At 42.1% G+C, this 23854-nt stretch carries 19 protein-coding genes; 15 read left to right on the forward strand and 4 right to left on the reverse strand.

Features of this window, described 5'->3' with window-relative positions:
- Positions 1 to 16 precede the first annotated feature (16 nt).
- A complete protein-coding gene (locus QQK00_RS04905) occupies positions 17 to 217 on the reverse strand; it encodes a hypothetical protein (protein WP_284216359.1) in 201 nt (66 codons plus the stop codon).
- Positions 218 to 858: 641 nt separating this feature from the next.
- Positions 859 to 3918, reverse strand: a complete 3060-nt coding sequence (locus QQK00_RS04910) for a Tn3 family transposase (RefSeq protein ID WP_284216360.1) — start codon at positions 3916 to 3918, stop codon at positions 859 to 861.
- Positions 3919 to 4084: 166 nt separating this feature from the next.
- Here QQK00_RS04910 and QQK00_RS04915 point away from each other — a divergent pair, with 166 nt between their 5' ends.
- Positions 4085 to 4915, forward strand: coding sequence for a SprT-like domain-containing protein (locus QQK00_RS04915; RefSeq protein ID WP_284216361.1), 831 nt, complete (start codon positions 4085 to 4087; stop codon positions 4913 to 4915).
- 344 nt (positions 4916 to 5259) lie between these two features.
- Here QQK00_RS04915 and QQK00_RS04920 read toward each other — a convergent pair whose 3' ends face one another.
- Positions 5260 to 5643 (reverse strand): MerR family transcriptional regulator, encoded by a 384-nt coding sequence (locus QQK00_RS04920; RefSeq protein WP_284216362.1) that lies wholly within the window; start codon positions 5641 to 5643, stop codon positions 5260 to 5262.
- A gap of 78 nt (positions 5644 to 5721) precedes the next feature.
- Here QQK00_RS04920 and QQK00_RS04925 point away from each other — a divergent pair, with 78 nt between their 5' ends.
- From QQK00_RS04925 to QQK00_RS04945, 5 genes are all read left to right on the forward strand, one after another.
- Positions 5722 to 6447: a glutaredoxin gene (locus tag QQK00_RS04925; RefSeq protein ID WP_284216363.1), complete on the forward strand. Its 726-nt coding sequence runs from the start codon at positions 5722 to 5724 to the stop codon at positions 6445 to 6447.
- Between the two features lie 113 nt (positions 6448 to 6560).
- The gene (locus tag QQK00_RS04930; RefSeq protein WP_284216364.1) at positions 6561 to 6968 is read left to right on the forward strand and encodes a hypothetical protein; all 408 of its coding nucleotides are present in this window, start codon (positions 6561 to 6563) and stop codon (positions 6966 to 6968) included.
- A 113-nt stretch (positions 6969 to 7081) separates the two neighbouring features.
- Positions 7082 to 8554: a TolC family protein gene (locus tag QQK00_RS04935; RefSeq protein ID WP_284216365.1), complete on the forward strand. Its 1473-nt coding sequence runs from the start codon at positions 7082 to 7084 to the stop codon at positions 8552 to 8554.
- Positions 8547 to 10091 carry an efflux RND transporter periplasmic adaptor subunit gene (locus QQK00_RS04940; protein ID WP_284216366.1) on the forward strand — a complete coding sequence of 515 codons (1545 nt, stop codon included), beginning with the start codon at positions 8547 to 8549 and terminating at the stop codon, positions 10089 to 10091. The genes QQK00_RS04935 and QQK00_RS04940 overlap by 8 nt, the downstream gene beginning before the upstream one ends.
- Positions 10088 to 13183 (forward strand): efflux RND transporter permease subunit, encoded by a 3096-nt coding sequence (locus tag QQK00_RS04945; RefSeq protein ID WP_284216367.1) that lies wholly within the window; start codon positions 10088 to 10090, stop codon positions 13181 to 13183. Before QQK00_RS04940 ends, QQK00_RS04945 begins: the two co-directional genes overlap by 4 nt.
- A 70-nt stretch (positions 13184 to 13253) precedes the next feature.
- On the opposite strand, the gene cadR is transcribed toward QQK00_RS04945, so the two are convergent.
- Positions 13254 to 13670 carry a Cd(II)/Pb(II)-responsive transcriptional regulator gene (gene cadR, locus QQK00_RS04950; RefSeq protein ID WP_284216368.1) on the reverse strand — a complete coding sequence of 139 codons (417 nt, stop codon included), beginning with the start codon at positions 13668 to 13670 and terminating at the stop codon, positions 13254 to 13256.
- 81 nt (positions 13671 to 13751) lie between these two features.
- Between cadR and QQK00_RS04955 the strand changes: the two genes are divergently transcribed.
- The 9 genes from QQK00_RS04955 (at position 13752) to QQK00_RS04995 (ending at position 23853) form a co-directional block, all read left to right on the forward strand.
- Positions 13752 to 14378 carry a cation efflux transmembrane domain-containing protein gene (locus QQK00_RS04955; protein WP_284216369.1) on the forward strand — a complete coding sequence of 209 codons (627 nt, stop codon included), beginning with the start codon at positions 13752 to 13754 and terminating at the stop codon, positions 14376 to 14378.
- Positions 14375 to 14740, forward strand: a complete 366-nt coding sequence (locus tag QQK00_RS04960; RefSeq protein WP_284216370.1) for a DUF3703 domain-containing protein — start codon at positions 14375 to 14377, stop codon at positions 14738 to 14740. The genes QQK00_RS04955 and QQK00_RS04960 overlap by 4 nt, the downstream gene beginning before the upstream one ends.
- Complete coding sequence (locus QQK00_RS04965; protein WP_284216371.1) at positions 14727 to 15638, forward strand: cation diffusion facilitator family transporter; 912 nt, start codon at positions 14727 to 14729, stop codon at positions 15636 to 15638. Before QQK00_RS04960 ends, QQK00_RS04965 begins: the two co-directional genes overlap by 14 nt.
- 19 nt (positions 15639 to 15657) lie before the next feature.
- Positions 15658 to 16035: a hypothetical protein gene (locus tag QQK00_RS04970; protein WP_284216372.1), complete on the forward strand. Its 378-nt coding sequence runs from the start codon at positions 15658 to 15660 to the stop codon at positions 16033 to 16035.
- Between the two features lie 71 nt (positions 16036 to 16106).
- The gene (locus QQK00_RS04975; RefSeq protein WP_284216373.1) at positions 16107 to 17534 is read left to right on the forward strand and encodes a TolC family protein; all 1428 of its coding nucleotides are present in this window, start codon (positions 16107 to 16109) and stop codon (positions 17532 to 17534) included.
- Positions 17527 to 18474: an efflux RND transporter periplasmic adaptor subunit gene (locus tag QQK00_RS04980; protein ID WP_284216374.1), complete on the forward strand. Its 948-nt coding sequence runs from the start codon at positions 17527 to 17529 to the stop codon at positions 18472 to 18474. Before QQK00_RS04975 ends, QQK00_RS04980 begins: the two co-directional genes overlap by 8 nt.
- Positions 18475 to 18534: 60 nt before the next feature.
- Positions 18535 to 21642, forward strand: coding sequence for an efflux RND transporter permease subunit (locus QQK00_RS04985; RefSeq protein ID WP_284216375.1), 3108 nt, complete (start codon positions 18535 to 18537; stop codon positions 21640 to 21642).
- 139 nt (positions 21643 to 21781) lie between these two features.
- Positions 21782 to 22366, forward strand: coding sequence for a methyltransferase family protein (locus tag QQK00_RS04990; protein ID WP_284216376.1), 585 nt, complete (start codon positions 21782 to 21784; stop codon positions 22364 to 22366).
- A gap of 101 nt (positions 22367 to 22467) precedes the next feature.
- Positions 22468 to 23853, forward strand: a complete 1386-nt coding sequence (locus QQK00_RS04995; protein ID WP_284216377.1) for an SMEK domain-containing protein — start codon at positions 22468 to 22470, stop codon at positions 23851 to 23853.
- Position 23854: the final 1 nt, after the last annotated feature.

Genomic DNA, 23854 nt, shown 5'->3' on the forward strand with positions numbered 1-23854 from the left:
ATTTACTCACAAATGACTACTGCGTTAACACTCTAAGGTCTTGTTCGCTCAAGCTATCTTGAAATGCAGATACAAACATCGTCACGTAGTGCTTTGGGACCGCCTCGACTTTTTCTAGTGCGCGCAAGGTCGCCAATTTACAATTAAGTCTAGTCGCAATACAACTCAAGGGAATACCGCGTTTACCTATAAATTTTATAAATTCACGTCCGGTCATCACTTCCTCCAAATTTGCTTAAGGACAATTGCAAGAATACAACAATTGTTTATATATCACTCACCGGAAACCATACTTTGGTATATATTTTATACGAATTAACAGCTACTGATTTTATGTAGCCGCTAATCTAATGAACATTATTTGTAATGTAAATGTAAAATTATTGTTTTGATCAATTATTGGTCTCGAATGCATAATTTATGAGCGAAAACGGGTTATGCGTAACCTATAATTTAACATTCAGTTAAAATTATAGGTGTTTTTACGTAATTTTCCTCACAAAGTTCTAAACTTTTTGTAAATAAAAGAAATTCAGAAAAAATGCATTGTTTGCGCGTGTCTTAAGATTGATTCGAATAGTGAAAAAGTGATCTAGCAAGCGAAATAGCAAACATATTTTCCACCAAACACACGATTAACCAAGGTTAAAAATATGACGCTTTAAAGTACAAAACTATGATGTACAAATCAGGCAGAAACATAAAAACATAGCATGGTCGTGCTTACGAAAAATAAAGAGTGTTTCACCAAGCACTCAAAGCATTGATTTACAGATTCATGGCTGAACTACCGTATAGGTCACTAATTTACGATATTATAGTATAAGCCATTGATTAAAATGGCTTATATAACAGAAATTAAATTGATACGTCTCTCATCTGCTTTAATGTAGACCCAAATTGGCTTCGCACAACTGGGTTAAATTCATATATACCCATAAAGTTAATGTGCGCCCAAGCGATAACCGAGCCAGTCGATATTGATTCAATGACATTCGCACGTTCATCATGTGAATCAAGAGACAAACAATAGTCAGACAAAAATAAGTAGTTCCATAGAATAATCATATTGCGTAACAAGGTATTACTGGCCATGACCAATTGAATCTCGTCCTGCAGACCGACTTGTAACTTACCATTTCTTCCAAACAGTACTTTGTCAGCAAGTTTTTGACCTAACTCGACTCTGTTAAGCTGCTTCTGAATATTTTGCCTAAGCGCTTTATCGTCTACATAGTTTAAAATGAAGTGGGTCTTTAGCAAGCGCCCGAATTCTTTAAAGGCTTTATACAGAGTGTTGTCTCGCTCACTACTAGATAACATTTTTAACATTTGTGAAGCACTGCAGCGCTTCAACTTCATAGATGCCATAAGCCTCAATATATCATCCCAATTTTCCAATATAAGTTTCTTATTGATTTGCGTCTTCGGCGCTAATGGCGAATCAGAGTATTTGCTGGTTGTTTTAGACTCATAAGCATAAAGAGTCTGATGATGAACATTTTTAATGCGTGGTGCAAAAGACACGTCCATGAAATGCAAACCCGCAAACACAGCCTCAGTATAACCATGCGTGTCGGTGCTATGAAAGTGCTCCTCTATATCGTATTGCATCAATGCATGTTTTGATGAAACTAACCCTTCCAGGACATAAGGCGCCTCGCGATCTGATGACGTTAAAACATTGACATGAAAAAATGACTGCTTTTCGTCAAGAAAACTATTAACGCTTATCCCTTGTTCTTTGCCGTAATATTTGTATGAATAATTTGCAAGCAGAGAGTTAACATTAACCACGACTTTCTTACCATCGCTACTTGAATGTAATCTGCCATCATTTTCATTATAAATGGTGGGTAAAGAGAGAGATTGGATCGTTTTGACTAAAAGGTCATTTGCTCGTTGAAAGTTTTGAGTAGATATCCACGAATTTTCAGTATCTTTTAACGCTTTTTCTGAAAATAGCTTACTTGCCCTAGCGAGCTCTGTATGACCCAAGTTTGTCCCTAAACTTAATATTGTGGCGAACAGTAAGCGCACGTCTACTTCAGATTTACCAGCACGTGGAAGACGATTACGAAAACAGCCTGAAAAATCAGTATGCCGGTTTATTTCGAACATGACATCTTGAAGCGTAATTGAGCGGGAAGCGCCCAACAGCGTGGGTATGTATTTCGCGATCGAAAATTCGGGGTCTGGATATTTAATCCGCCAAGTACCATCTTCTTTTGTCGAAAAATGTGAGTTTTCATTGTTGTTAATCCGCTTAATGACGTCCTCAAATTTTCTCGTTACGCCCTGACCAATGTCGGCAAGTACCGCTTTTCCGTCTGCAAACTTTTCAAGCGATGCTGCTTCCAACAGCCTTTTTCGATGATGACGCCACTCTTCGATACCAATCATATAACTTGGCGTTTGTCTGTAACGATAGGAATAAGTTAACGTTAATGACTTGTTCTTTAGTCCCTTCGCCACGCTCATGAATAGGAACGCCCGATATTTGTTTATTGGATTGATATCGTCTTCTTCATTCAGGTGAGCCAGTTCGATTTTATTTAAGAACGCAGTAGGTGAGTCTTCATCAATACTTTTTGGCTGGGATAAGTAGAAGGTTATGGCTTCCAACAATCCTTGATCCTTACTTTGCGTGTCAAAGCTCATAGACTTAATAAGCGGACCTAGTGTGCGCTGGAGTTTGATGCTGTTTTCAAACAGCGAGCGATAATAATCAGCATGTGTAGCTAGTTTAGTAATACTGTTCCCAACACGTTCAATATGCTTTTCAAAATCAGGGTTTTCGGCATTAAAAAAAGCACTTATTAATTGGTGTGCACGCTCGTTTCGTTCTTCAAAAGACAAATCCGCATCTTGGGTGATGGAATATACTAGCTCTAACACTCTCTTGGCATCTTTTGCACTATTTAGTACTGTTTTGTTAGCCTCAAGTGTACTGACTCGTTGCTCGTCGCGTTTGGTCCGCTCATTACCTTTTGCTTTGTTTGTAAATTGTTTAACTACTTTCAAAATAGCATCTGCAGCAAAGTCATGGCGCTTATAAAACTGATCATAAATAAAAGACAAATAGTAAAGCGACTGTTTGTTGTCATTTTTCAATCGCCGGATTTCATCGTTGTTCCCTAAGTAGATCGCATCTGAAAAATGTTTAATCGCTTCGTCTGTGAGCCCCATTTTTTTGTAAACAGGTGATAGTTCAAAAAAGTGCACGCCAAACACCTGTAGTATTGCCGCATTTTGATTGAGGATCCTCTGGCCAAGGCCTTGATCGATTCTTTTTAGCTCTCTGATGCTATATAGATGCGATTGCGCAGAAAAAAACTGCAACAGCGACTTTTTCTTTTTGAGTGATAATGACTTTTCAATCAAATCAAGCATCCGTGTTTCATAAGAATGAAAAGCAGTCGAGATAATGTCAACAAACTGATTATATGATGGGATCTCGACGCGGCGCATCCAACAATACGAGACAAGTGCAAACAACATATCTTCTTTGTTCATGCGGATGGATACTAAGCTGTCTGCATGCGCTGCTAATAGTGCATTCGTGTTAGATGTCATCGCTTGCCAGTTGTATTGCGCAAGTATTTGTTTCTTTTGCCGAGAGGCAACTTCTGGCGAATACGTCGATAAATCAATAGTGCTTTTAAGTGATAGTGCCTTTGTTGCCCTTTTTATATCGGCGTCAATATAGCGACTTGTTTCAAAAAACCGTCCCTTTGCTTGAAAGTAGGCCTTTGACACTAAGTAACCCACCTTGGCAACGTCAGATTGCATTTTGTTCAATATCTTTTTAGTGTCGACATCTAAAGTGAAATAGCCAATAGTTGCTTCTTTAGTTAGTTTTGGTACGCTATCAAATGCTCGCTTTCTCGCTGAAGAAAGTACTTTCATTTTCGCCATTTTATCATTCCTTTTAGTTATTAAAATCAACCTGTTAATTACGTTATCCCTAAAAACGTGCAGTGTACACTGTTGTAATTTAAAGAAATGGTAATTAAAACCGCAATATATATAACTGTATCGTCTTACTAAGCTAGTCATTTTCGTGTAGTGTACAACGACTAATATGTCATTAATTCACGGATGTGCATCAGCAAAAATGTCGCCCACTAACGAACTCTATGCGCCTCTGATAAAGGCATTTGACCACTTTAATCGCGCATTATTTAATAACGAATTGCCGCCTGTCATTTTTACAGTCCAGCGTAAGAAGAACGTGATGGGGTTCTTCGCGGCAAAACGGTGGGGGAATGCGCAAGGTGAGCTCTGCAGTGAGTTAAGTATTAATCCTTCCTATTTTGCTTCGTCGAGAATAATAGAGGTTTTTCAGACCTTGGTTCATGAGATGGTGCATGCATGGCAATTTCATTTTGGTCTGCCCAGCGAAGGTCATTACCATAATAAAGAGTGGGCGCAGAAGATGATGGATATAGGCTTGATGCCCTCAGATACCGGGGAGCCGGGTGGGGCGATTGTAGGACGCAATATGAGCGACTTTATTATGAAGCAGGGCGCGTTTATGCAAGCGGCTAACGAGCTTCTAGATGACAAAACATTCAATTTACGCTGGGTTGACCGCTTAGCCTTACCTAAACTTCACGAGCCGATAATTGTTGATAATCCAGCATTCAAACCAAATTCGCAAGTCGAACACTGCGCGCATGCAAGTGATATCATAAACGCAGATGTCATTTCGCTGCGGGATGAAGCGCAGTTTGCATCATATGCATCTCAGCGCGAGGGCTTTTCGTCAATGCCGGATTTTTTAATCCCAGAAGTAGCAAAACGCCAAACACGATCAAAGTATGTGTGCCCTAGGTGTAGCACTAAAATTTATGGCAAAGCGTCACTAAATGTTATTTGCGGTGATTGCGAGTTACCTTTCATAAAGGAATAACCGCTACTCGGATTTAGCATGTTATCTCTAGCCACGAGTCTATTTGTTTTATTTTCACTTTGCATGCCACCAATAGTTTAGATTGTATCATCCAAATCATGTCATACTGATTTAATCATCTTATAAAAGTTCAATTGCATGTAATTAGCATAAATTAATATGTTGCCCTTACCGTTGGTCCTTTGAACTTAAGTTGCTTACGTTAATGCTACCTCACTAGATGTTGTAAAAATATACAGTTATCATTTCGCGATTAAACGTTAAATAACAATGAGGCAATACGTCGCTTGACCTTATGCGAGAACATTGAATATTTTTTATAGTAGAAGATAAACATTGACTTCTTAGCAGTCTCCCTTCAAGCCTTCTAAAATTGGGCATTCGGGTTGTTCACTCGATTTGCATTGCTTGACCAACGATTGCAAAAATGTCATTGCGCTTTTCAATTCTTGTATTTTTATTTGTAAATCTTTCTTCTTGTGCTCCGAAAGCGCCAAGATCGTTGTTCTGTCTTTCACAGAATCGAACTGTATGAGTTGCTTGATTTCAGCAATAGAAAAACCTGCTAACTTTGCATTTTTTATAAATTGCATTTTTTCTAAGTGTGATAGGGTATATTGACGAATACCAGTTTGATTCGAAGGTATGTCTAACAGTTGCTCGCGTTGGTAATAACGTATTGTTTCGACGCTCACATTCGCTTTGTTAGCAAGTTCACTAATTTTCATTTTGTTATACCTCTTGACTCCGTACCTAACTACGTAGTTTATCATGCGTGTTATCGTAAATTAAGGCAAAGGTTATTTATGAGTAAAACAGCGACATTGTATAGAATGGAAACCGCAGAGCACACTTGCCCCTTTGGTTTGAGAGCTAAGGATTTACTTAAGCGGCAAAACTATCATGTTGACGATAGGGTTCTAAATAGTCGTGAAGAGATAGAAAAGATTAAAGATAAGCTGAATGTTGAAACAACACCGCAAGTTATTATTGATGAAAAAAGAATAGGCGGCTTTGAAGATTTGAAGCGTTTCTTTGGTAAATCCAAAAAAGAAGACAATACCTCATATTTCCCCGTAGCTGCTTTATTTTCCATTGCCGCATTATTGGCGACCGGTTTATCGTTTCAATCATCCTCTGCTTTTCAAGTTGCAGATACCATCATGCTCTTTATCGGTCTGTCGATGATTATGCTTGGTTTACTCAAGTTACAAAATATCGACGGGTTCGTGAATGGCTTTTTAGGGTATGACATATTAGCACGCCGTTATGTGCCGTACGCCTTTGTGTATCCGTTCGCAGAGGTCACCGCTGGGCTTTTAATGGTTAGCGGTTTGTTTCCATACATCTCGGTTCCGTTAATGCTGTTTATTGGTGGCGTGGGCGGTATTTCAGTGTTTAAAGCCGTGTATATCGATAAACGCGACTTAAAATGTGCGTGTGTAGGAGGCGGATCAAATGTGCCATTAGGCTTTGTTTCATTTTCTGAAAATGCAGTTATGGTTGGTGCGGCGATATGGATGATAATGTAGGATGCATCTTCTTGCGATGGACATATTCACTGACGCGCTGCGCCTACTACCCAAACGAACTTACCCAACTGTAAAATTTGGTTTATAATAAGACCATGAAAAGACATTGTGTAGTGAAAAGCTTAATAATAATCGTTGTCTTGCTAGCATCACAGCTTGGCAATGCATTTGTTTTTGCACCGCCCATGCAAGACTGTGGTATGGAAATGTCTTCTAATACTTATCAAAGCTCACATGAAATGACGACAGATATGGCAAAAACCATGTCGAGCAAGCATCATTCGCCATCACAAGATAACATGCCAAGCCAAATGGACTGTTGTGACATGACTGCTACTATGTCTTGTTGTGAAGGAGAGTGCCAGTGTAGCTCGCTTATTTCAGCGAGTGCGTTTGTAAGCAACAGTAGCTTGACTGTAGAAATAAACAGTCAATTGCAGCCATCCATCCTTTTTATGACGACCCCATTAGGTCCGTTTTTACACCAACCCAAGCGCCCCCCAATTAACTATATCTCGTAACGTCGTTAAAAACGACGGCTTATTTAACGTGTCGAATAGGTTTGCGCCTTTTGTAAAGTGCGCCTACATGTTCACTATCGTTGTTACACTCATTTATTCTACGAGAAAGTTTTATGTTGACATTATTTCAAAAAAACAGACAGAGCTGGTCTCAGCACCTTACTTTTAAACCTTGCAATGCACAGGCATTCAAAACAGCTAAAGCCTTTATCGCTGGTTTAGTCTTTGTACAGTCATCCTGTCTATTAGCGCAATCACCCTCAAACCAACCACAGCAAACGTTAACGCTTCAAGATACGATTGAAATAGCACTTAGCAATGATGAGTGGCTAACAAAGAGTGAATTAACGCAGTCGAGGCTCAATGTGCTCAGTGAAGGTGCAGACGCAATGCCTGATCCTACTTTTAGTTTGGGCCTATTAAATTTTCCGACCAATGGCTTTGCCATTAACCAAGAGCCAATGACGCAAATAAAAGTGGGTGCATCGCAAATGTTTCCTCGCGGTGATTCACTATCGCTTCAAGAGAAAAAGTTTACGTTAATCGCTAATGAGCAGCCCTACCTTCGAGAAGAGCGTCGGTTAAAACTAACACAACAGACGACTCACTTATGGTTAGACGCATTTGAAGCATCGGCTAGCTATCAACTAGTCAATGAGGCTCGTCCTTTATTCGATAAGTTAGGCGATATCGTCAGTGCAAGTTATGCGTCATCAGCGGGTAAAGCTAATCAACAAGATATTATTAGAGCTGAACTTGAGTTAGTGAGGTTAAATGACCGACTGATTTCGTTGGATACAAAAAAGCGTGTGGCATTATCTACGCTATCGAAATTTTTATTGTCGACGAGTAACAATGTCAAATACAGCACTTATATCTATCAATCTAAAATGCCACCACACCTAGATAAGGTAGATGCAAGTACCATCGAAAAGCTGATGATATTAGATAGGCATGACGAACAAGGCTTGTACGAATTTATTGATACTCATCCCCTCATCGATGCTACCGAGCAGCGTGTTCGGGCATCAAATGTTGATATTGAGTTAGCCGAGCAAGCTTATAAGCCTCAATACGCTGTGAATGCAAGCTATGCGCTTAGAGCCGATGCTCCCAATGGGCAAAGTAGGGCAAACTTCATATCCATTGGCGCGAGCGTTAGCGTACCACTATTCTCAAAAAAGAGACAAGACGCCAATCTAGCAGGTGCAAAATTAATGACTGAGGCTATACGCACCGAGAAATTGCTAATTATGCGTGAATTGATGTCAGGTTTAAGCAGTGCGTATCAACAGTACACCGGGCTATCTGAACGTTTTGCCATCTATCGAGACACCATTGTGCCGCAGATGAAACATCAATCAGCGGCTGCACTCAATGCTTACACAAATGATATTGGAGATTTTGCTGAGGTGGTGAGAGCAAAAATAGCCGAGCTTGATGCGCAAATAATGCTGTTGAACATCGACGTGTCAAAGCGTAAAGCGCTTTCAAATATTGATTACTTTTCTCCCATTCGTTCAAACACATATTCATCTGCCAAGGCATTGCTACAGACTGAAAAAAAGGACAATATCCATGACTAAATCGACACTAAAAACACTCGTTTCGGGTATATCTATTGGTTTAATAATAGGCGTGGGCGCTTTTTACACGGTTACATCAAATAATCATAGTAATCATTCAATGGAAGAAAATACAGAAGTAGGCGGTAAAGATCCGCTCTACTGGGTTGCCCCGATGGATCCTAATTTCAAACGCGACAAGCCAGGCAAATCACCAATGGGGATGGACTTAGTGCCTGTTTATGCAAATGAAGATACACAAGTTTCAAAGGGCACGGTGCAGATTGATCCTGTGACGGTGCAAAACCTAGGGGTAAAGACGGAAGTAGTAGCAAAGGCGCGACCGCAATTGACTATCGATACCTATGGAGAACTTGTGCTTGCCCAAGATAATATCGTGCATATCCATCCTCGTGTTGAGGGATGGGTAGAAACCTTGAGTGTGCGCAGCGTAGGCGACTTTATTGAGCAAGGTGAGGCGCTATATTCATTGTATGCTCCCGAACTCGTTAATGCGCAAGAAGAGTTGTTAATTGCGTTGGGGCAAGATAACGAGGCACTTGTTAACGCTGCGCAATCAAGACTAATATCGTTAAATGCGCCACAAAGCCTTATTAATGCCATCCGCAAAACGCGAAAAATCATGCGTACGATCACCTACTATGCGCCTCAAAGTGGCTATGTTAGTCAACTGAACATTCAAGAGGGTTTTTATGTGAAGCCCAGCACGACTATGCTGGCTATCGCTAGTCTTAAAGACTTATGGGTATTGGCTGATGTGTTGGCAAGTGATGCAAGTCATGTAGCGGTTGGCCAGACAGCGCTTATAAGTAATGAGTATTTACCTCAACAGCGCATTAGCGCCACGGTTGACTACATCTATCCCGATATTGACACGAATACGCGCACCGTCAAAGCAAGGTTTACGCTAGATAACGCTGATTTATCATTAAAACCAGGTATGTACGTTAATGTTGCAATAGACGCCTTTTCAAATGATGGTAATAATCTCGACAATTTAGTTACTGTCCCGAAGCAGGCCGTAATTCGAACAGGTGATTCTGACCGCATCGTGCTCGCTTTAGGCGATGGAAAATATAAATCAGTTAATGTCGCATTAGGGCGCGCTTTTGATGATGTCTTTGAAGTGTTAAACGGCGTTCATGACGGGGATGAAGTCGTAACGTCGGCGCAGTTTTTATTAAATTCAGAAAGCAGCATTAGTTCTGACTTCATGCGATTTGAAGCTCCAAATAATGATGATACTGCTCAGCAGGAAAAAGACAGCGACATAAGTTCATGGACACATGCCACGGTCAACGAAGTGATGATGGAGCAAGGCATGGTCAACCTGATACACGGGCCGCTTGAAGAATTTAACATGATGGGCATGACCATGAACTTTATGGTGAGCAAGACGATTGATATGGCTGATTTTACAATAGGGCAGGAAGTACATGTCGAAATAATAAAGTCTGATACGGGAATGTATGAAGTAAGGACTGTTCATTTCATGGACGACATGGGCAAAGTCAATGTTCAAGGTGACTCTCAATGATTTCAGCCATTATACATTGGTCCATCCATAACCGCTTTTTCGTTTTACTCGCTACGCTAATATTAGTGGGTGCAGGTTTATATTCCATCAAAAATACGCCTATAGACGCTATACCCGACTTATCGGATGTGCAGGTGATTGTAAAAACATCGTATCCAGGGCAAGCCCCACAAGTTGTTGAAGACCAAGTGACCTATCCATTAACAACGGCGATGTTATCTGTGCCGGGTGCTAAAACGGTACGAGGGTTCTCTTTTTTCGGCGATTCTTATGTGTATATTATTTTTGATGATAGCACCGATTTGTACTGGGCTCGTAGTCGCGTACTGGAATACTTATCACAAGTTATTCCTAATCTACCAGAATCGGCCAAGCCACAACTGGGGCCCGATGCCACTGGCGTTGGCTGGGTATATATGTATGCATTAACAGATCCAACAGGACAATACGATATAAGCGAGCTTAGAAGCTTACAAGACTGGTTTTTAAAGTACGAGCTGCAAACGGTTCAGGGCGTGTCCGAAGTGGCCAGTATTGGCGGGATGGTCAAACAATATCAAGTCATGGTCGACCCACGGAAACTTCAGGCCTACAACATTCCCTTATCACATATACAAATGGCCATTCAACGAGGAAATCAAGAAACTGGCGCATCTGTTGTCGACATGGCCGAAGCTGAATATATGATAAGAACAACAGGCTATATTGCCAGTCAACAAGATATAGAAAATATTCCCGTTGGAACGGGAGCAACTAAAACAGGCACCCCTTTGTTAATCAAAGATATTGCCCAGGTTGAAATTGGGCCGCAAATGCGGCGCGGATTGGCTGATCTCAATGGGCAAGGTGAAACGGTCGGTGGCATCGTAGTCATGCGCTTTGGTGAAAATGCTCAAGCCACCATAAATGGCGTAAAAGCCAAATTAGACACGCTTAAAGCCAGTTTACCTGACGGTGTTGAAGTCACTACCGTGTATGATCGCTCAGCCTTAATTGAGCGGTCGGTGAATAACTTAAGCAAAAAGCTGCTTGCAGAGTTTGGTGTTGTGGCATTGATATGCGTGATATTTTTGTTTCATGTTCGCTCATCGCTTGTTGCTATTATTAGTCTGCCTATTGGTATTCTAAGTGCGTTTATTATCATGCATATTCAGGGTATCAACGCGAATATTATGTCTTTAGGCGGTATTGCAATTGCCATAGGGGCAATGATAGACGGCGCGATTGTCTTGATTGAAAACATGCACAAACACATCGAGAAAACGCCTCTAACCAACGAAAATCGTTGGGAGATAGTTGCCAAATCTGCATCTGAAGTCGGACCTGCGCTATTTTTCAGTTTACTCATCATCACAGTAAGTTTCGTGCCTGTTTTTACCTTAGAAGCGCAAGAAGGTCGTATGTTTTCGCCCCTTGCCTATACCAAAACTTACGCAATGGCCGCAGCTGCGGTTTTGGCTATTACCTTAGTACCGGTGTTAATGGGATACTTTGTGAGAGGGAATATTTTACCTGAACGCAAAAACCCAATAAATCGCGCTTTGATGAGTGCTTATCAACCTGTACTTAAGACAGTTTTAGCTTTTCCTAAAACAACCATTTTACTGTCGATTGTTGTTTTGATGGTGGGTTTATGGCCGCTTAACAAGATTGGAAGTGAATTCATTCCGCCATTGGATGAGGGCGATTTGATGTATATGCCAACGACTTATTCTGGGGTGTCGATTGGTGAGGCGCGCGATATTTTGCAGCAAACTAATAAATTGATTAAAACGCTGCCCGAAGTTGAAACCGTTTTTGGGAAAGTGGGCAGGGCGGATACCGCAACCGACCCAGCGCCTTTAACGATGATAGAGACCTTTATTCAACTAAAACCTCAATCACAGTGGCGAGCAGGCGTAGATACTAAAGGCCTAATAGATGAGCTAAACAACTTAGTGGATTTCCCAGGACTCACCAATGCGTGGGTGATGCCCATTAAAACCCGCATTGATATGCTGGCAACCGGTATTAAAACGCCTGTGGGGATCAAAATTGGCGGACCTGATTTGGCAGTGATTCAACAAATAGGGCAAGACATTGAGCAGGTATTATCGGAGGTAGAAGGCACCGTATCTGTCTACGCAGAGCGTGTGGCTGGCGGCAGGTATATCAATATTGATATTAACCGCCTTAAAGCTGCTCGATTTGGCTTAAACATTGCTGACGTGCAATCATTTATAGCTAGCGCTGTAGGTGGCATGAACTTAACGACCAGCGTCGAAGGTTTAGAGCGTTACCCCGTCCAAGTGCGGTTTCCACAGTCTTATCGCGACTCACCGGAACAGTTAAGAAAATTACCTTTTGTCACCCCATCTGGTGCACATATCGAACTCGGTGAAGTTGCAAATATTGATATTATTGATGGGCCGCCAGGTATTAAAAGTGAAAATGCGAGACCCAATGGCTGGGTTTATGTCGATATCGAAGATGTTGATATTGGCAACTACGTCAATAAGGCAATTGACGTGGTGCGTGAACAAGTGTCATTGCCGGCAGGCTACTCGATTACATGGAGTGGTCAATATGAATACATGCAACGAGCGGAAGCGAAATTGACCTATGTTGTGCCACTTACACTCGCGATTATCATCATATTGTTATATGCCAACTTTCGTAGCTTTCCACAGGTGGCCATGATTATTGGCACGCTTCCCTTTGCCTTAATTGGCGGTATTTGGTTGTTATACCTAGAGAACTTTAATTTTTCAGTTGCAGTGGGGGTAGGCTTTATCGCCCTTGCAGGCGTGGCAGTGGAAATTGGAATAATTATGCTGGCATACATAGACAATAAAGTGAAAGAGTTAGGCGACAATTATAACCAAGATGATTTAAAAAATGCGGTGATTGAAGGCTCTCAAATGCGGATCAGGCCCGTGATGATGACGTCTACTTCCATAATATTTGGTTTGCTTCCAGTTATGTATGGCACGGGTACGGGATCAGAAGTGATGAGCCGTATTGCTGCGCCAATGGTGGGGGGAATGGTCAGCGCCTTAATACTTACGCTTATTGTGCTGCCTGCTGTTTACTATTTGTGGCGGCGCAAATAAATAGACAGTATAAGCGGCAGCAGGCTCTGTCGCTTATATACTTAGTAAAAACCTAAACTCTTATTACTATTTAATTGGTTGACGCTCGAGAAGTAACGATATTATCCAACTGCTGTAAGACGCCGCAGTCTTTTACTTTTTTATCATCCTCACAAGCTGAACGAAATGAGAGGAGTGTCTTTTGTAATGCATTCAACTCAATGATGCGACTTTCGATATCTTCAATATGCTTATCAATTGTCGCATTGACACTCTCGCAACTATAGTCTGGGTTCGCGCGCGTTTCAAGAACTAGATTAATCTCTTCAATAGTCATATCTAGCGCACGGCATTGCTTAATAAACAGCAACTGCTTTAGCGCTTCGTCCGAGTAAAGTCGATAATTCGATTGCGTGCGCTGTGGTGCTGATAACAGCTTCTTTCGTTCATAAAAGCGAATAGTTTGGATACTTAGGCCTGTTTTATCTGCTAACTGTCCAATTTTCATTTTTCTTTACCTGATGCGCTTGACTCTATACCAAGTATAGAGTTTACACTTGTGTCATGAGTCAGTAAAGCGAGTGTTTTTATGAGCGGCTGTGGGTGCGACATTGAAATCAAAGACCAAGAACAAAAAAGGGTGTTGTATTGGTTATTAGGCATTAATGCAGTGATGTTCGTCGTTGAAATGAGTGTAGGGTTATTGGCTGACTCAACCGCGCTTATTGCAGATTCACTGGATATGCTTGCGGATGCGGTGGTGTATGGCATTGGTATTTATGCTGTGGGTAAAACCATCATTCACAAAGCAAACGCCGCAAAAATTAGCGGATATTTTCAATTGATTCTAGGCCTCATTATTTTATTTGATATTGCTCGTCGTTCGATATTAGGCAGTGACCCCGAGTCATTGTTAATGATTGGGATGGGTTTTGTTGCCCTAATCGCTAACGTTATATGTTTGGCAATCATAAGAAAACAGAAGAGCGGCGAAGTACATATGCGAGCGAGTTGGATTTTCTCGGCGAATGACGTTATTGCCAACGTGGGCGTCATTGTAGCGGGAGTGACGGTTTATCTATTTGACACTCGCTGGCCTGATTTAGTGATTGGCTTTATTGTTTCAATTATCGTCTTGCGGGGTGCAATCTTAATCTTAAAAGATGCTAAGCAAGAACTTCGTAATAACAGCGCATCTAATGGAGAAGTTTTATGAATTTTACTCAAGCAGCAAAGCCTTACGTAACCCAGAAATTAAACGAAGCACATAAGTCATTTACAAATAAAGATGATGAGGCTGGATTTACAGCATTGGAAGATGCACATGTGATTGGTCAGCATTCAACTTATCACCATACCCTAGTGCACTATGAAATGCTCAAATTTGGATTAAAACGCAAGGATACTAAAGAAGTCTTTGGGCAACTTTTCAGGCTGATTGGTGCTGTTACCAAAACGGCTGTTGGTTTGTTGCCAGAGGGCAATACTGGCGGGGCAAATGTCAGCCCGTTTAAACCCATGCCTATTTCACAAGCAAATAAAGCAATCTTGGATAAGATTAAACATGCACAGTCATAATCATTCACATAGCCATACACACTCAGATGGCAATTCAGACGATGCATCAAGGCGCATTGGCTGGGCGTTCTTTTTAAATGTGGTGTTCACCATCATCGAGTTTATTGGTGGTTGGCTGACCAACAGCACCGCTATCATGGCAGACGCGGTGCATGACCTCGGCGATAGTTTGTCAATTGGCACAGCGTGGGGATTGAATAAGCTTAGCGATAAATCAGCTAATAAAACCTTCTCATATGGATATAAGCGCTTTTCTTTATTGGGCGCGTTGATTAACGGTTTAGTGCTCACGGTAGGCTCTATTTGGATATTGTTTGAAGCGATCCCTCGTTTGGCTGCGCCTGAAATGCCCCAAGTAGAGGGGATGTTAGCCCTATCTATTTTTGGTATGGCAGTAAACGGTTTCGCCGCTTATAAACTAAGCGAAGGAACGTCGTTAAACGAACGAGTGCTTAATTGGCATTTGCTAGAAGACGTTCTCGGTTGGGTGGCAGTATTTATTGTATCCGTCGTCTTAATGTTTAAGCCTTGGGCGATTTTAGATCCCATCTTATCCATTGGCTTCACTTTGTTCATCCTCTTCAATGTGTTTCGTAACCTTAAAGAAACCCTGATGCTATTTTTACAGGCAACGCCAGATGAAGAGCAAATGTCAACAATCCGAAACGACTTGCTTGCAAACGATAAGGTAAGCGACCTCCATCATTTTCACATTTGGTCTTTAGACGGAGAGCGCAATGTGATGACCGTCCACCTTGTCTTAAAGGGGGAAGTCAGTGTTGAACACATTCAGTCATTAAAAGAGAGCATACAAAGCTCATTAGCCAAATATCATTTTGAACATACTACAGTAGAGCTGGAATTTGCCGATGAACAATGTCGTGACGAAGTGAAATAGGCTTGGTAAACTAGCACTTATGGGAAATTTAAAACGAATAAGTTACATCATGATCTCGCTGATACTCTTTCAGTCGTTTTCTGCTGTGGCCAATTCATTAGATTTTCATGCAGTAGACACACAACATTTGCAACATGAACATCAGCATTCAGAGCACAATCAAGCTTCAAACGATATTCCAACTAAAGTGCTTGGTGAGTCAGCAAAAGCTGATCACCATAACCCTGCCGATTGCCATCATTGTGGCCACTGCCACGGTACGCATGCGCAGTGGTTAGGTCAGCACGACATTAACAATCTACAATCTGTGGTGTCTACCCACAACTTTAATTATTTGGATGCGATCATCGACGCACCCATCAACCGATTACTACGCCCACCCAAAACACTATCCTAATATCGCTTTCGATAGTGTCTCGCTGAAAAAAAGCGCGTCACTGAATATTGAAAAATTATCAGGATATTCTAATGAAAATGTTTCATATTTTTGTGCATGCACGCGCCATGGCGTTCGCTTGCATGCTGGGCTTAACATTGAGTCCAATTACCGCACAAGCGGTGCAAACTAGTCGCTATTTAGATGAAGGTGATCAAGCGCCCTTGCGAGAAACGCTGAGCCTTGAAGATACAATAAGACTTACACTTGCCAATAATCCAAGTTTGTATGAGTTTGAATTTAGACAGCGAGTAATTGACGGTGAATCAAAAACCGCCGTGCTTAAACCCGCGCTGAATGCTGGGATTGAACTAGAGAACTTTATGGGAACCGGCGAGGTGTCGGGCATTAAGGAGCTCGAAGTCAGTTTGACCTTGTCATCTGTACTACAGCTCAACGACAAGCCTAGTGCAAGATTAGACGTACTCTCTGAGCGTAAAATACAACAAGAGGTGGAAAAGAAAATACGCACATTAGATGTCCTTGGAGAGCTGAATCGTCGTTACATCGAAGCACTCGTATTACAGGCCACCTTAGACGTGCAAAACGACGCAGAGACACTTGCACTCTATACCTATAACGCAGTTTCTAAGCGCGTTGATGCAGGCGCGTCTCCATTGCTAGAGCAAAAACGCGCCCAAGCAGCGCTAGCCCAAGCAAAACTCGATGTTAAATTAGCCCAAGAAGCTCTTCAATTTGCATTGCGAAGTCTTGCCATCATGTGGGGCGAACAAACGCCCACTTTTAAGCGTGTGGAAGGTAAGCTTTTTGCGTTTCAAGACATAGGGTCATTCGAGATGCTTTCTGCCGCTATCCAAAGCAGTCCGCATATAGAGTTGTTGGCAAAACAAAGCCGTGTTCAAGCAGCGCAGCTTAGGTTAGTGCAAGCCAACAATCGAGCTGACATTGAGTGGACAGCGGGTGTTCGACGAATACAAGGTATTGATGAAACTGCTTTAATAGCGGGGATCAGCGTGCCATTGTTTCAACAAAAACGAAACCTAGGTGAATACGAGGCGCACAAAGCTCGCCTTGATGCAATAGAGGTGCAAAAACAGAGTAATGTGCGCAGTCTTTTATATTCAGTTAATCAAGCCTTAGGTGAGCACACCCGCGCATTATTAGAGGTTGACGCTATCCAACAAACTGTCATACCGCCTCTTATAGAAGCTTTGGATTTAGTCGAAAGCGCCTATTTAGATGGCCGGTTTAGCTATTTGGAGTGGGTATCTACTCGACAAGAGTTCTTAAATACGCGCCTGACATTAATTGAGGCGGCGTCTCAAGTGCACCTAAGCAAAACAGAAATTGAAACGCTAACCGGTCTCGCACTTAAGGCTTCACAAAGCAGCACTGCAAAAACGGATACTGCAAAGAGCAGCGCTTCCAAAAAGTTAGCGCACAACATCAATATGCGGCAACCATCAAACATTTCGATAAGAAGTAACAATCATGAATAAATTTACTCAATTAAAAACATTCACAATATTAAAAGTACTCGTTTTAAGCGTCACGCTAATGATGATACATGGGACGGTGAGCGGCGGAGACAAACATGCAGACGGTGATTCTCATGAGGATGATAAACACGCAGGTGAAGTGATTACGATGAGCGACGAGACTGCTGTGCAAAATGGCATTACCACCACAAATGTCATTGCTGGCGACATTGCACTCTCGACCACGCTTTATGGCCGAATAAGTGCAGATCCTGCTTCTTTGAGTCATATCAGGGCGCGTTTTGACGGTGTGATCAAAGATGTCAAAGTCAACATTGGCGACACAGTTAAAAAAGGAGATATTTTAGCGGTCGTAGAGTCAAATGAGAGTTTAAAAAGCTACTCAATTACATCTCCATTTGATGGCAACGTAATAGCGCGGCATGCCAACAATGGTGAGTTATCAAACGGACAAGTACTATTTTCCTTAGCCAACTACAAGGATGTGTGGGCACAGTTAACCGTGTTCTCGCAGCACCTCGGCCAAATTGAAGTTGGGCAAGCTGTTGAATTAAGGCATGCAAACTTTGAACAGCTATCTGAAATTGCCTACCTTACGCCATCTGCCGATAGTAGTCCGCATTCGCTTGCCAATGTCACTGTTGACAATAGCAGTGGCTATTGGCCATTAGGCACTTTGGTAAAAGCACAGGTAACGACAGCCACCAAGGCCGTGAGTCATATGGTGCCTGTGACTGCCATTCAAGAGTATGAAGACAAGCAAGTGGTATTTGTTAACAATGATAATGAATATAAACCACGCCCCGTGCAGCTCGGTGTAACTGATGGTCGCTATATTGAAGTCATAAGCGGCATTGAAATAGGTGAGCGTGTGGTGGCTACCAATAGTTACCTGATCAAAGCAGATCTGGAAAAATCGGAGGCCGGTCATGACCATTAATGCCTCAATACAACCCGAATATACATGTTTGCTACTGCAAGGTTTTAAGGGAGGCTTAACATGCTAGCTTCCATTATTCGCACTGCAATAGACAGGCGCGGTATATTTTTGATGCTGAGTTTTTTAGTCATTGGTTTTGGCTTATTTAGTTATCAAAAGCTGCCCATTGACGCCGTACCCGATATCACCAATGTCCAAGTTCAAATAAATACACAAGCAACTGGTTATTCGCCGCTTGAAACTGAACAACGCATCACCTTTTTGGTAGAAAACGCCTTAGCGGGTTTGCCAAACTTGGATTATACCCGTTCACTATCTCGTTATGGCTTGTCACAAGTTACCGCCGTATTTGAAGAAGGCACCGACCTGTATTTTGCCAGAAACCTCATTAATGAGCGGATAGGCATTATCAAAAGTCAGTTACCTGAGGGTATCGAGCCAGAAATGGGGCCGATTGCCACGGGTTTGGGTGAAATCTACATGTACACACTCAGCGCTGAGCCAGGTACATTGACGACTGACGGCAGAGACTTTGATGCGATGGCACTAAGAGAGATGCATGACTGGGTGGTGAAACCTCAACTCGCTTTAGTAAAAGGTATTACAGAGGTTAATGCTATTGGTGGATTCACCAAGCAATATCATGTGAATCCTGATCCTCAACGTATGCTTAATTATGGTGTGAGCACTGACGATCTGCTGCGGGCATTGGCGCGAAACAATGCCAACCAAGGTGCCGGATATATCGAACGTAACGGTCAACAAATACTGGTACGCTCTCAAGCACAGCTGGCCACAATTGAAGATATAGGTAATGTAGTGGTGTCACTTACTAACCAATCTCCAGTGACCGTCAACGATATTGCCGAGGTGGCTATTGGCAAAGAGCTTCGAACGGGAGCTGCGACACGAGAGGGTAAGGAAACTGTCTTAGGCACTGCTATGATGCTCATTGGTGAAAATAGTCGTACTGTGGCCTTGGCAGTGGCTGACAAAGTGGACGAAATTCAAGCTAGCTTGCCCGAAGGTGTAATAATAGAAACCGTTTACGATAGGACAGCGCTGGTAGATAAAGCCATCAATACCGTGCGTAAAAACCTTGTTGAGGGCGCATTACTGGTAATCGTGGTGTTGTTTCTTCTACTTGGCAATATAAGAGCCGCCATCATTACCGCCGCTGTGATACCGCTCGCTATGCTCGCCACAATAACGGGGATGGTGCAAACAGGCGTAAGCGCAAATTTAATGAGCTTAGGGGCGCTAGATTTCGGGTTAATTGTAGATGGTGCGGTTATTATCGTTGAAAACTGCGTTAGACGCTTAAGTGAAGCACAGCGGCGAACTGGCGCGATGCTGCCCATCAAGGAAAGACTTGAAGTCGTGTATGAGGCAACCAATGAGGTGATCCGTCCAAGTTTATTCGGCGTGATGATTATTACTATTGTGTATATCCCTATTTTCAGTTTAACAGGGGTAGAAGGTAAGATGTTTCACCCGATGGCGGCCACCGTCATCTTGGCATTACTTGCCGCGATGGTGTTCTCAATCACTATTGTGCCAGCAGCCGTTGCGATGTTTATGTCGGGTAAAGTCAGTGAAAAAGAGAGTCCAATCATAGTAGGGGCGAAATCAGTGTATCGTCCTGTTCTGTTATGGGCGCTGAAACTACGTTGGTTAGTAATAGGCTTAGCGACATTACTGGTTATTGTGAGCGTTTGGTTAAGCATGCGTCTTGGCTCTGAATTTATTCCACAGCTTGATGAGGGTGATATTGCCTTGCACGCTATGCGAGTGCCCGGCACTGGCATTGAACAAGCCGTGGATATGCAAAAAAGGCTTGAAGACGTCATTTTGCAGTACCCACAAGTGAGCACTGTCTTTGCTAAAACCGGCACGGCAGAAGTTGCCACAGATGCGATGCCGCCTAATGTTACCGATACGTTTGTGATGTTGAAACCTATCGACCAATGGCCAGATCCTACTTTATCTAAAGCCGAATTTGTCGAGCAAATGGAGCGTGAACTTCAAAGCGTGCCCGGCAATAATTACGAGTTTACTCAACCTATACAAATGCGGTTTAACGAATTAATTAGTGGCGTTAGAGCCGACTTAGGTATAAAAATTTATGGTGACGATTTAGATAAACTGCGCGATTCGGCCGGTGATATATTAGCGGTACTGCAAGATATACCCGGCGCTGCGGATGCACGCGTTGAGCAAGTTGATGAGATTCCTATCTTTACCGTGAACCCCAAGCCTTATGCTTTAGCGCGTTATAATTTGGACGTTACTGATTTGCAAATATGGTTAAGCGCATCGATTCGCGGCAAAGAAGCAGGCTTGATATTCGAGGGCGACAGGCGATTCGAGATGGTCGTTCGCTACTCAGAGGATATTCGCAATAATCTTGATACGCTAGGCAGCATAGCTATTATGACAGGGACTGGTGATTATGTGCCTATAGCAGAGGTTGCAACACTTGAATATGCCAGTATACCCAGTCAAATCAGCCGAGAAAACGCCAAGCGCCGTATTGTGGTAACGGCGAATGTAAGAGAGCGCGACCTAGGCTCGTTTGTCACTGAAGCAAAAATGCAGATAGCAGAAAATGTCGCATTACCAAGTGGGTATTGGGTGGACTATGGCGGCACGTTCGAACAGCTTGAAAGTGCGAGTCAGCGATTGAGCCTTGTTGTCCCAGCGACGCTATTCTTAATTCTTGCATTGCTAGTCATAGCCTTTGGCTCCGTGAAAGATGCATTGATAATTTTCACCGGTGTGCCTTTAGCATTAACAGGTGGCGTTTTTGCGCTATGGGTAAGAGACATGCCCTTGTCTATATCAGCAGGCGTTGGTTTTATTGCGCTGTCTGGCATTGCTGTGCTTAACGGTTTAGTTATGTTGTCGTTTATCCGTCAAAGGCTGGAAGAGACAGGAGAGTTAATTAACGCTATTGTTGATGGTGCATTAACGCGTTTGCGGCCGGTACTGATGACGGCATTGGTTGCAAGCCTTGGTTTTGTGCCGATGGCGCTGAATGTAGGGACGGGAGCAGAGGTACAACGTCCGTTAGCGACGGTAGTTATTGGCGGGATAATATCTTCTACCTTACTTACATTAATAGTTTTACCTGTTTTATACCGACTTGTGCACAGCAGGAAGAATTAGCCACATTTGGGGCATTAGCCGTTGTTAGTTAATGCCCCAATTTCACTTATTACACTTAAACGTCATCAATATGTGTTGACCCTATATTAAGTATAGACTTTATAATCATATTTTTATGATATGACTAATAAGGGTAGGTATGATTTCTCTCGTGTTGATAAGTGCTTTTATATTGCTTGCAGTAGTTGCTCGAAGCTTTGTGCAATATAAAAGGAATGGGGATTTTGGCATTAGAGCAGCCTCGCTGAGCGCTCCGATGATAGAGATTTTGCCCGGTACTATTTTTGTGATTACATTTTGCCTAGCGTTTGGTGTAGTAGTCATGGGTTATTTAGGACAAGTGACCCCTTTCTTTGTTGCTTCTTTGCCGTTTCAATCTTTGGGTTTCGTGATCGGGACTTGTGGAATACTCGTCACGCTCTTATCTCAAATCCAAATGGGTGATTCATGGCGAATTGGTGTCGACAAGAAAGAAACGACGACGCTCATTACGCATGGTATTTATGCAAAGTCTAGAAACCCGATTTATTTCGGGATTTTTATATTTTGGCTGGGGTTGTGTCTCACATTCCCACATCTACTGCTATGGGCTTGCGCATTAATATGCTGGATTTGCATTGAACTGATTGTTCGAGAAATTGAAGAGCCATATTTAATAGAAGCCCATGGGGATGAGTTTCAAAAGTATATGCGAGAGACTAATCGATACATACCTAAGTTATGACGTTCGTTTAATTTTTACAAGTCTACGATGTGAGACTTGATTTATAAAAACTGAGCACCAATGTATACTGTATATATTATCAGTAGGGTAGAGGGAGTCACATGGATGTATTAAATGTTGAAAACGAACTTCGCGAAGTTGTAGCCAGAGTAGTGACTCAAGTAGAGCTTGCGAGCAAGCAAGGCCGCTTAGACATAAATTTAGCGATGGAAGATGCTTTTATTCCCATCCTTAAAGAGTTGTTTCACCTACCAAAGCTGCACAATTTGAATGCCAAGCAGAAGAATTATCCTGGAATAGACTTAGGAGATGAATATGATCGGGTCGCATTTCAGGTAACCGCAACTACAGACCTTGAAAAGGTCAAGAAAACACTCTCAATCTTTATTGATAAAGACTACCAGTCAAACTTTGATGAGCTCTTTATTTTGATGCTTGTAGGCAAACAGAAGAGCTATTCTCAACAGGCCATTGATAAAATAACGGGACCGACATTTAGCTTTAATGCGAAAACGCAGATCATAGATTGCGGTGACATTTTGTCAAAACTAACAGACTTAAGAGTAACTGCACAACGTCGCATATTGCATGAATTTAAACTCATTCTTGGTGAAATTGATGGTTATTTAGCGCTACGCGAACCCAAAACTGATGTACCAGTTGTATTCACGTCAAATCTAGCGCCCATTAACTTTCCGCCAAAGGTTTTCATCGCTGAGACAACAATAAACAAAAAGGATGTGCTTTCCCGAGCAAAGAAAGAACTAGAATACAAGGGCAGAAAGTCAGATATGCTCATGTGCATTCGTCTTGCTCTACAACTTGAAGGGTCTAGATTTGTAGGATGGGCCTTTCATGATGGGAAAATTTTCACGTTTGATGACTTCGAAGCTAACACTGCGCTTAAGTCTCTAATTGATGTCGGAACAATCGAGGAAGTCGGTAGTGATGAGTTATATAACTCAGAATATGTCGAATATGAAAATGTGTTTAAGTCGCTGCTTCAAGGTCAAATACGGGAGCAACTGCTACCACATAATGTAAATTTCGATATGTATGAAAAGCAATTTTATTTCAACAGAGAAAGCGAAAAGCAAACTCATAGAAAAGAAACATGGAAAGGCATGAAAACAGCCCATAGAACAGTTTTTGAGCGTGTTGATAGTAAAAAAGAGCCAGGAAGTCTAGCGCATTACAAGCACTTAAGCTTTAAATTAAGGTTTATTTATACAATGGGTCACTACCATGCCTTGATTGTGCCAAGTTGGCTTTATACCTATAACTCTTTTCGACGAAGCCGTTTTCACGACAAGCTAGTAACGAAGCAGAAGAAGCTTGAAAATAATCAAGCTGTTCGAAATTTAACTCGGTTCATTGCTTTTTATCTTTCTCAAATGACAGACCAAGAAGTTAAGTTTGGCTCCCTGATTCAGCTTGTTCCAGAAAACATCACTGAAGATGTAGTCGATATCGATGAGGAGGAATAAC

The organism is Agaribacter marinus, assembly GCF_030160655.1.
Taxonomy (GTDB): domain Bacteria; phylum Pseudomonadota; class Gammaproteobacteria; order Enterobacterales; family Alteromonadaceae; genus Glaciecola; species Glaciecola marina.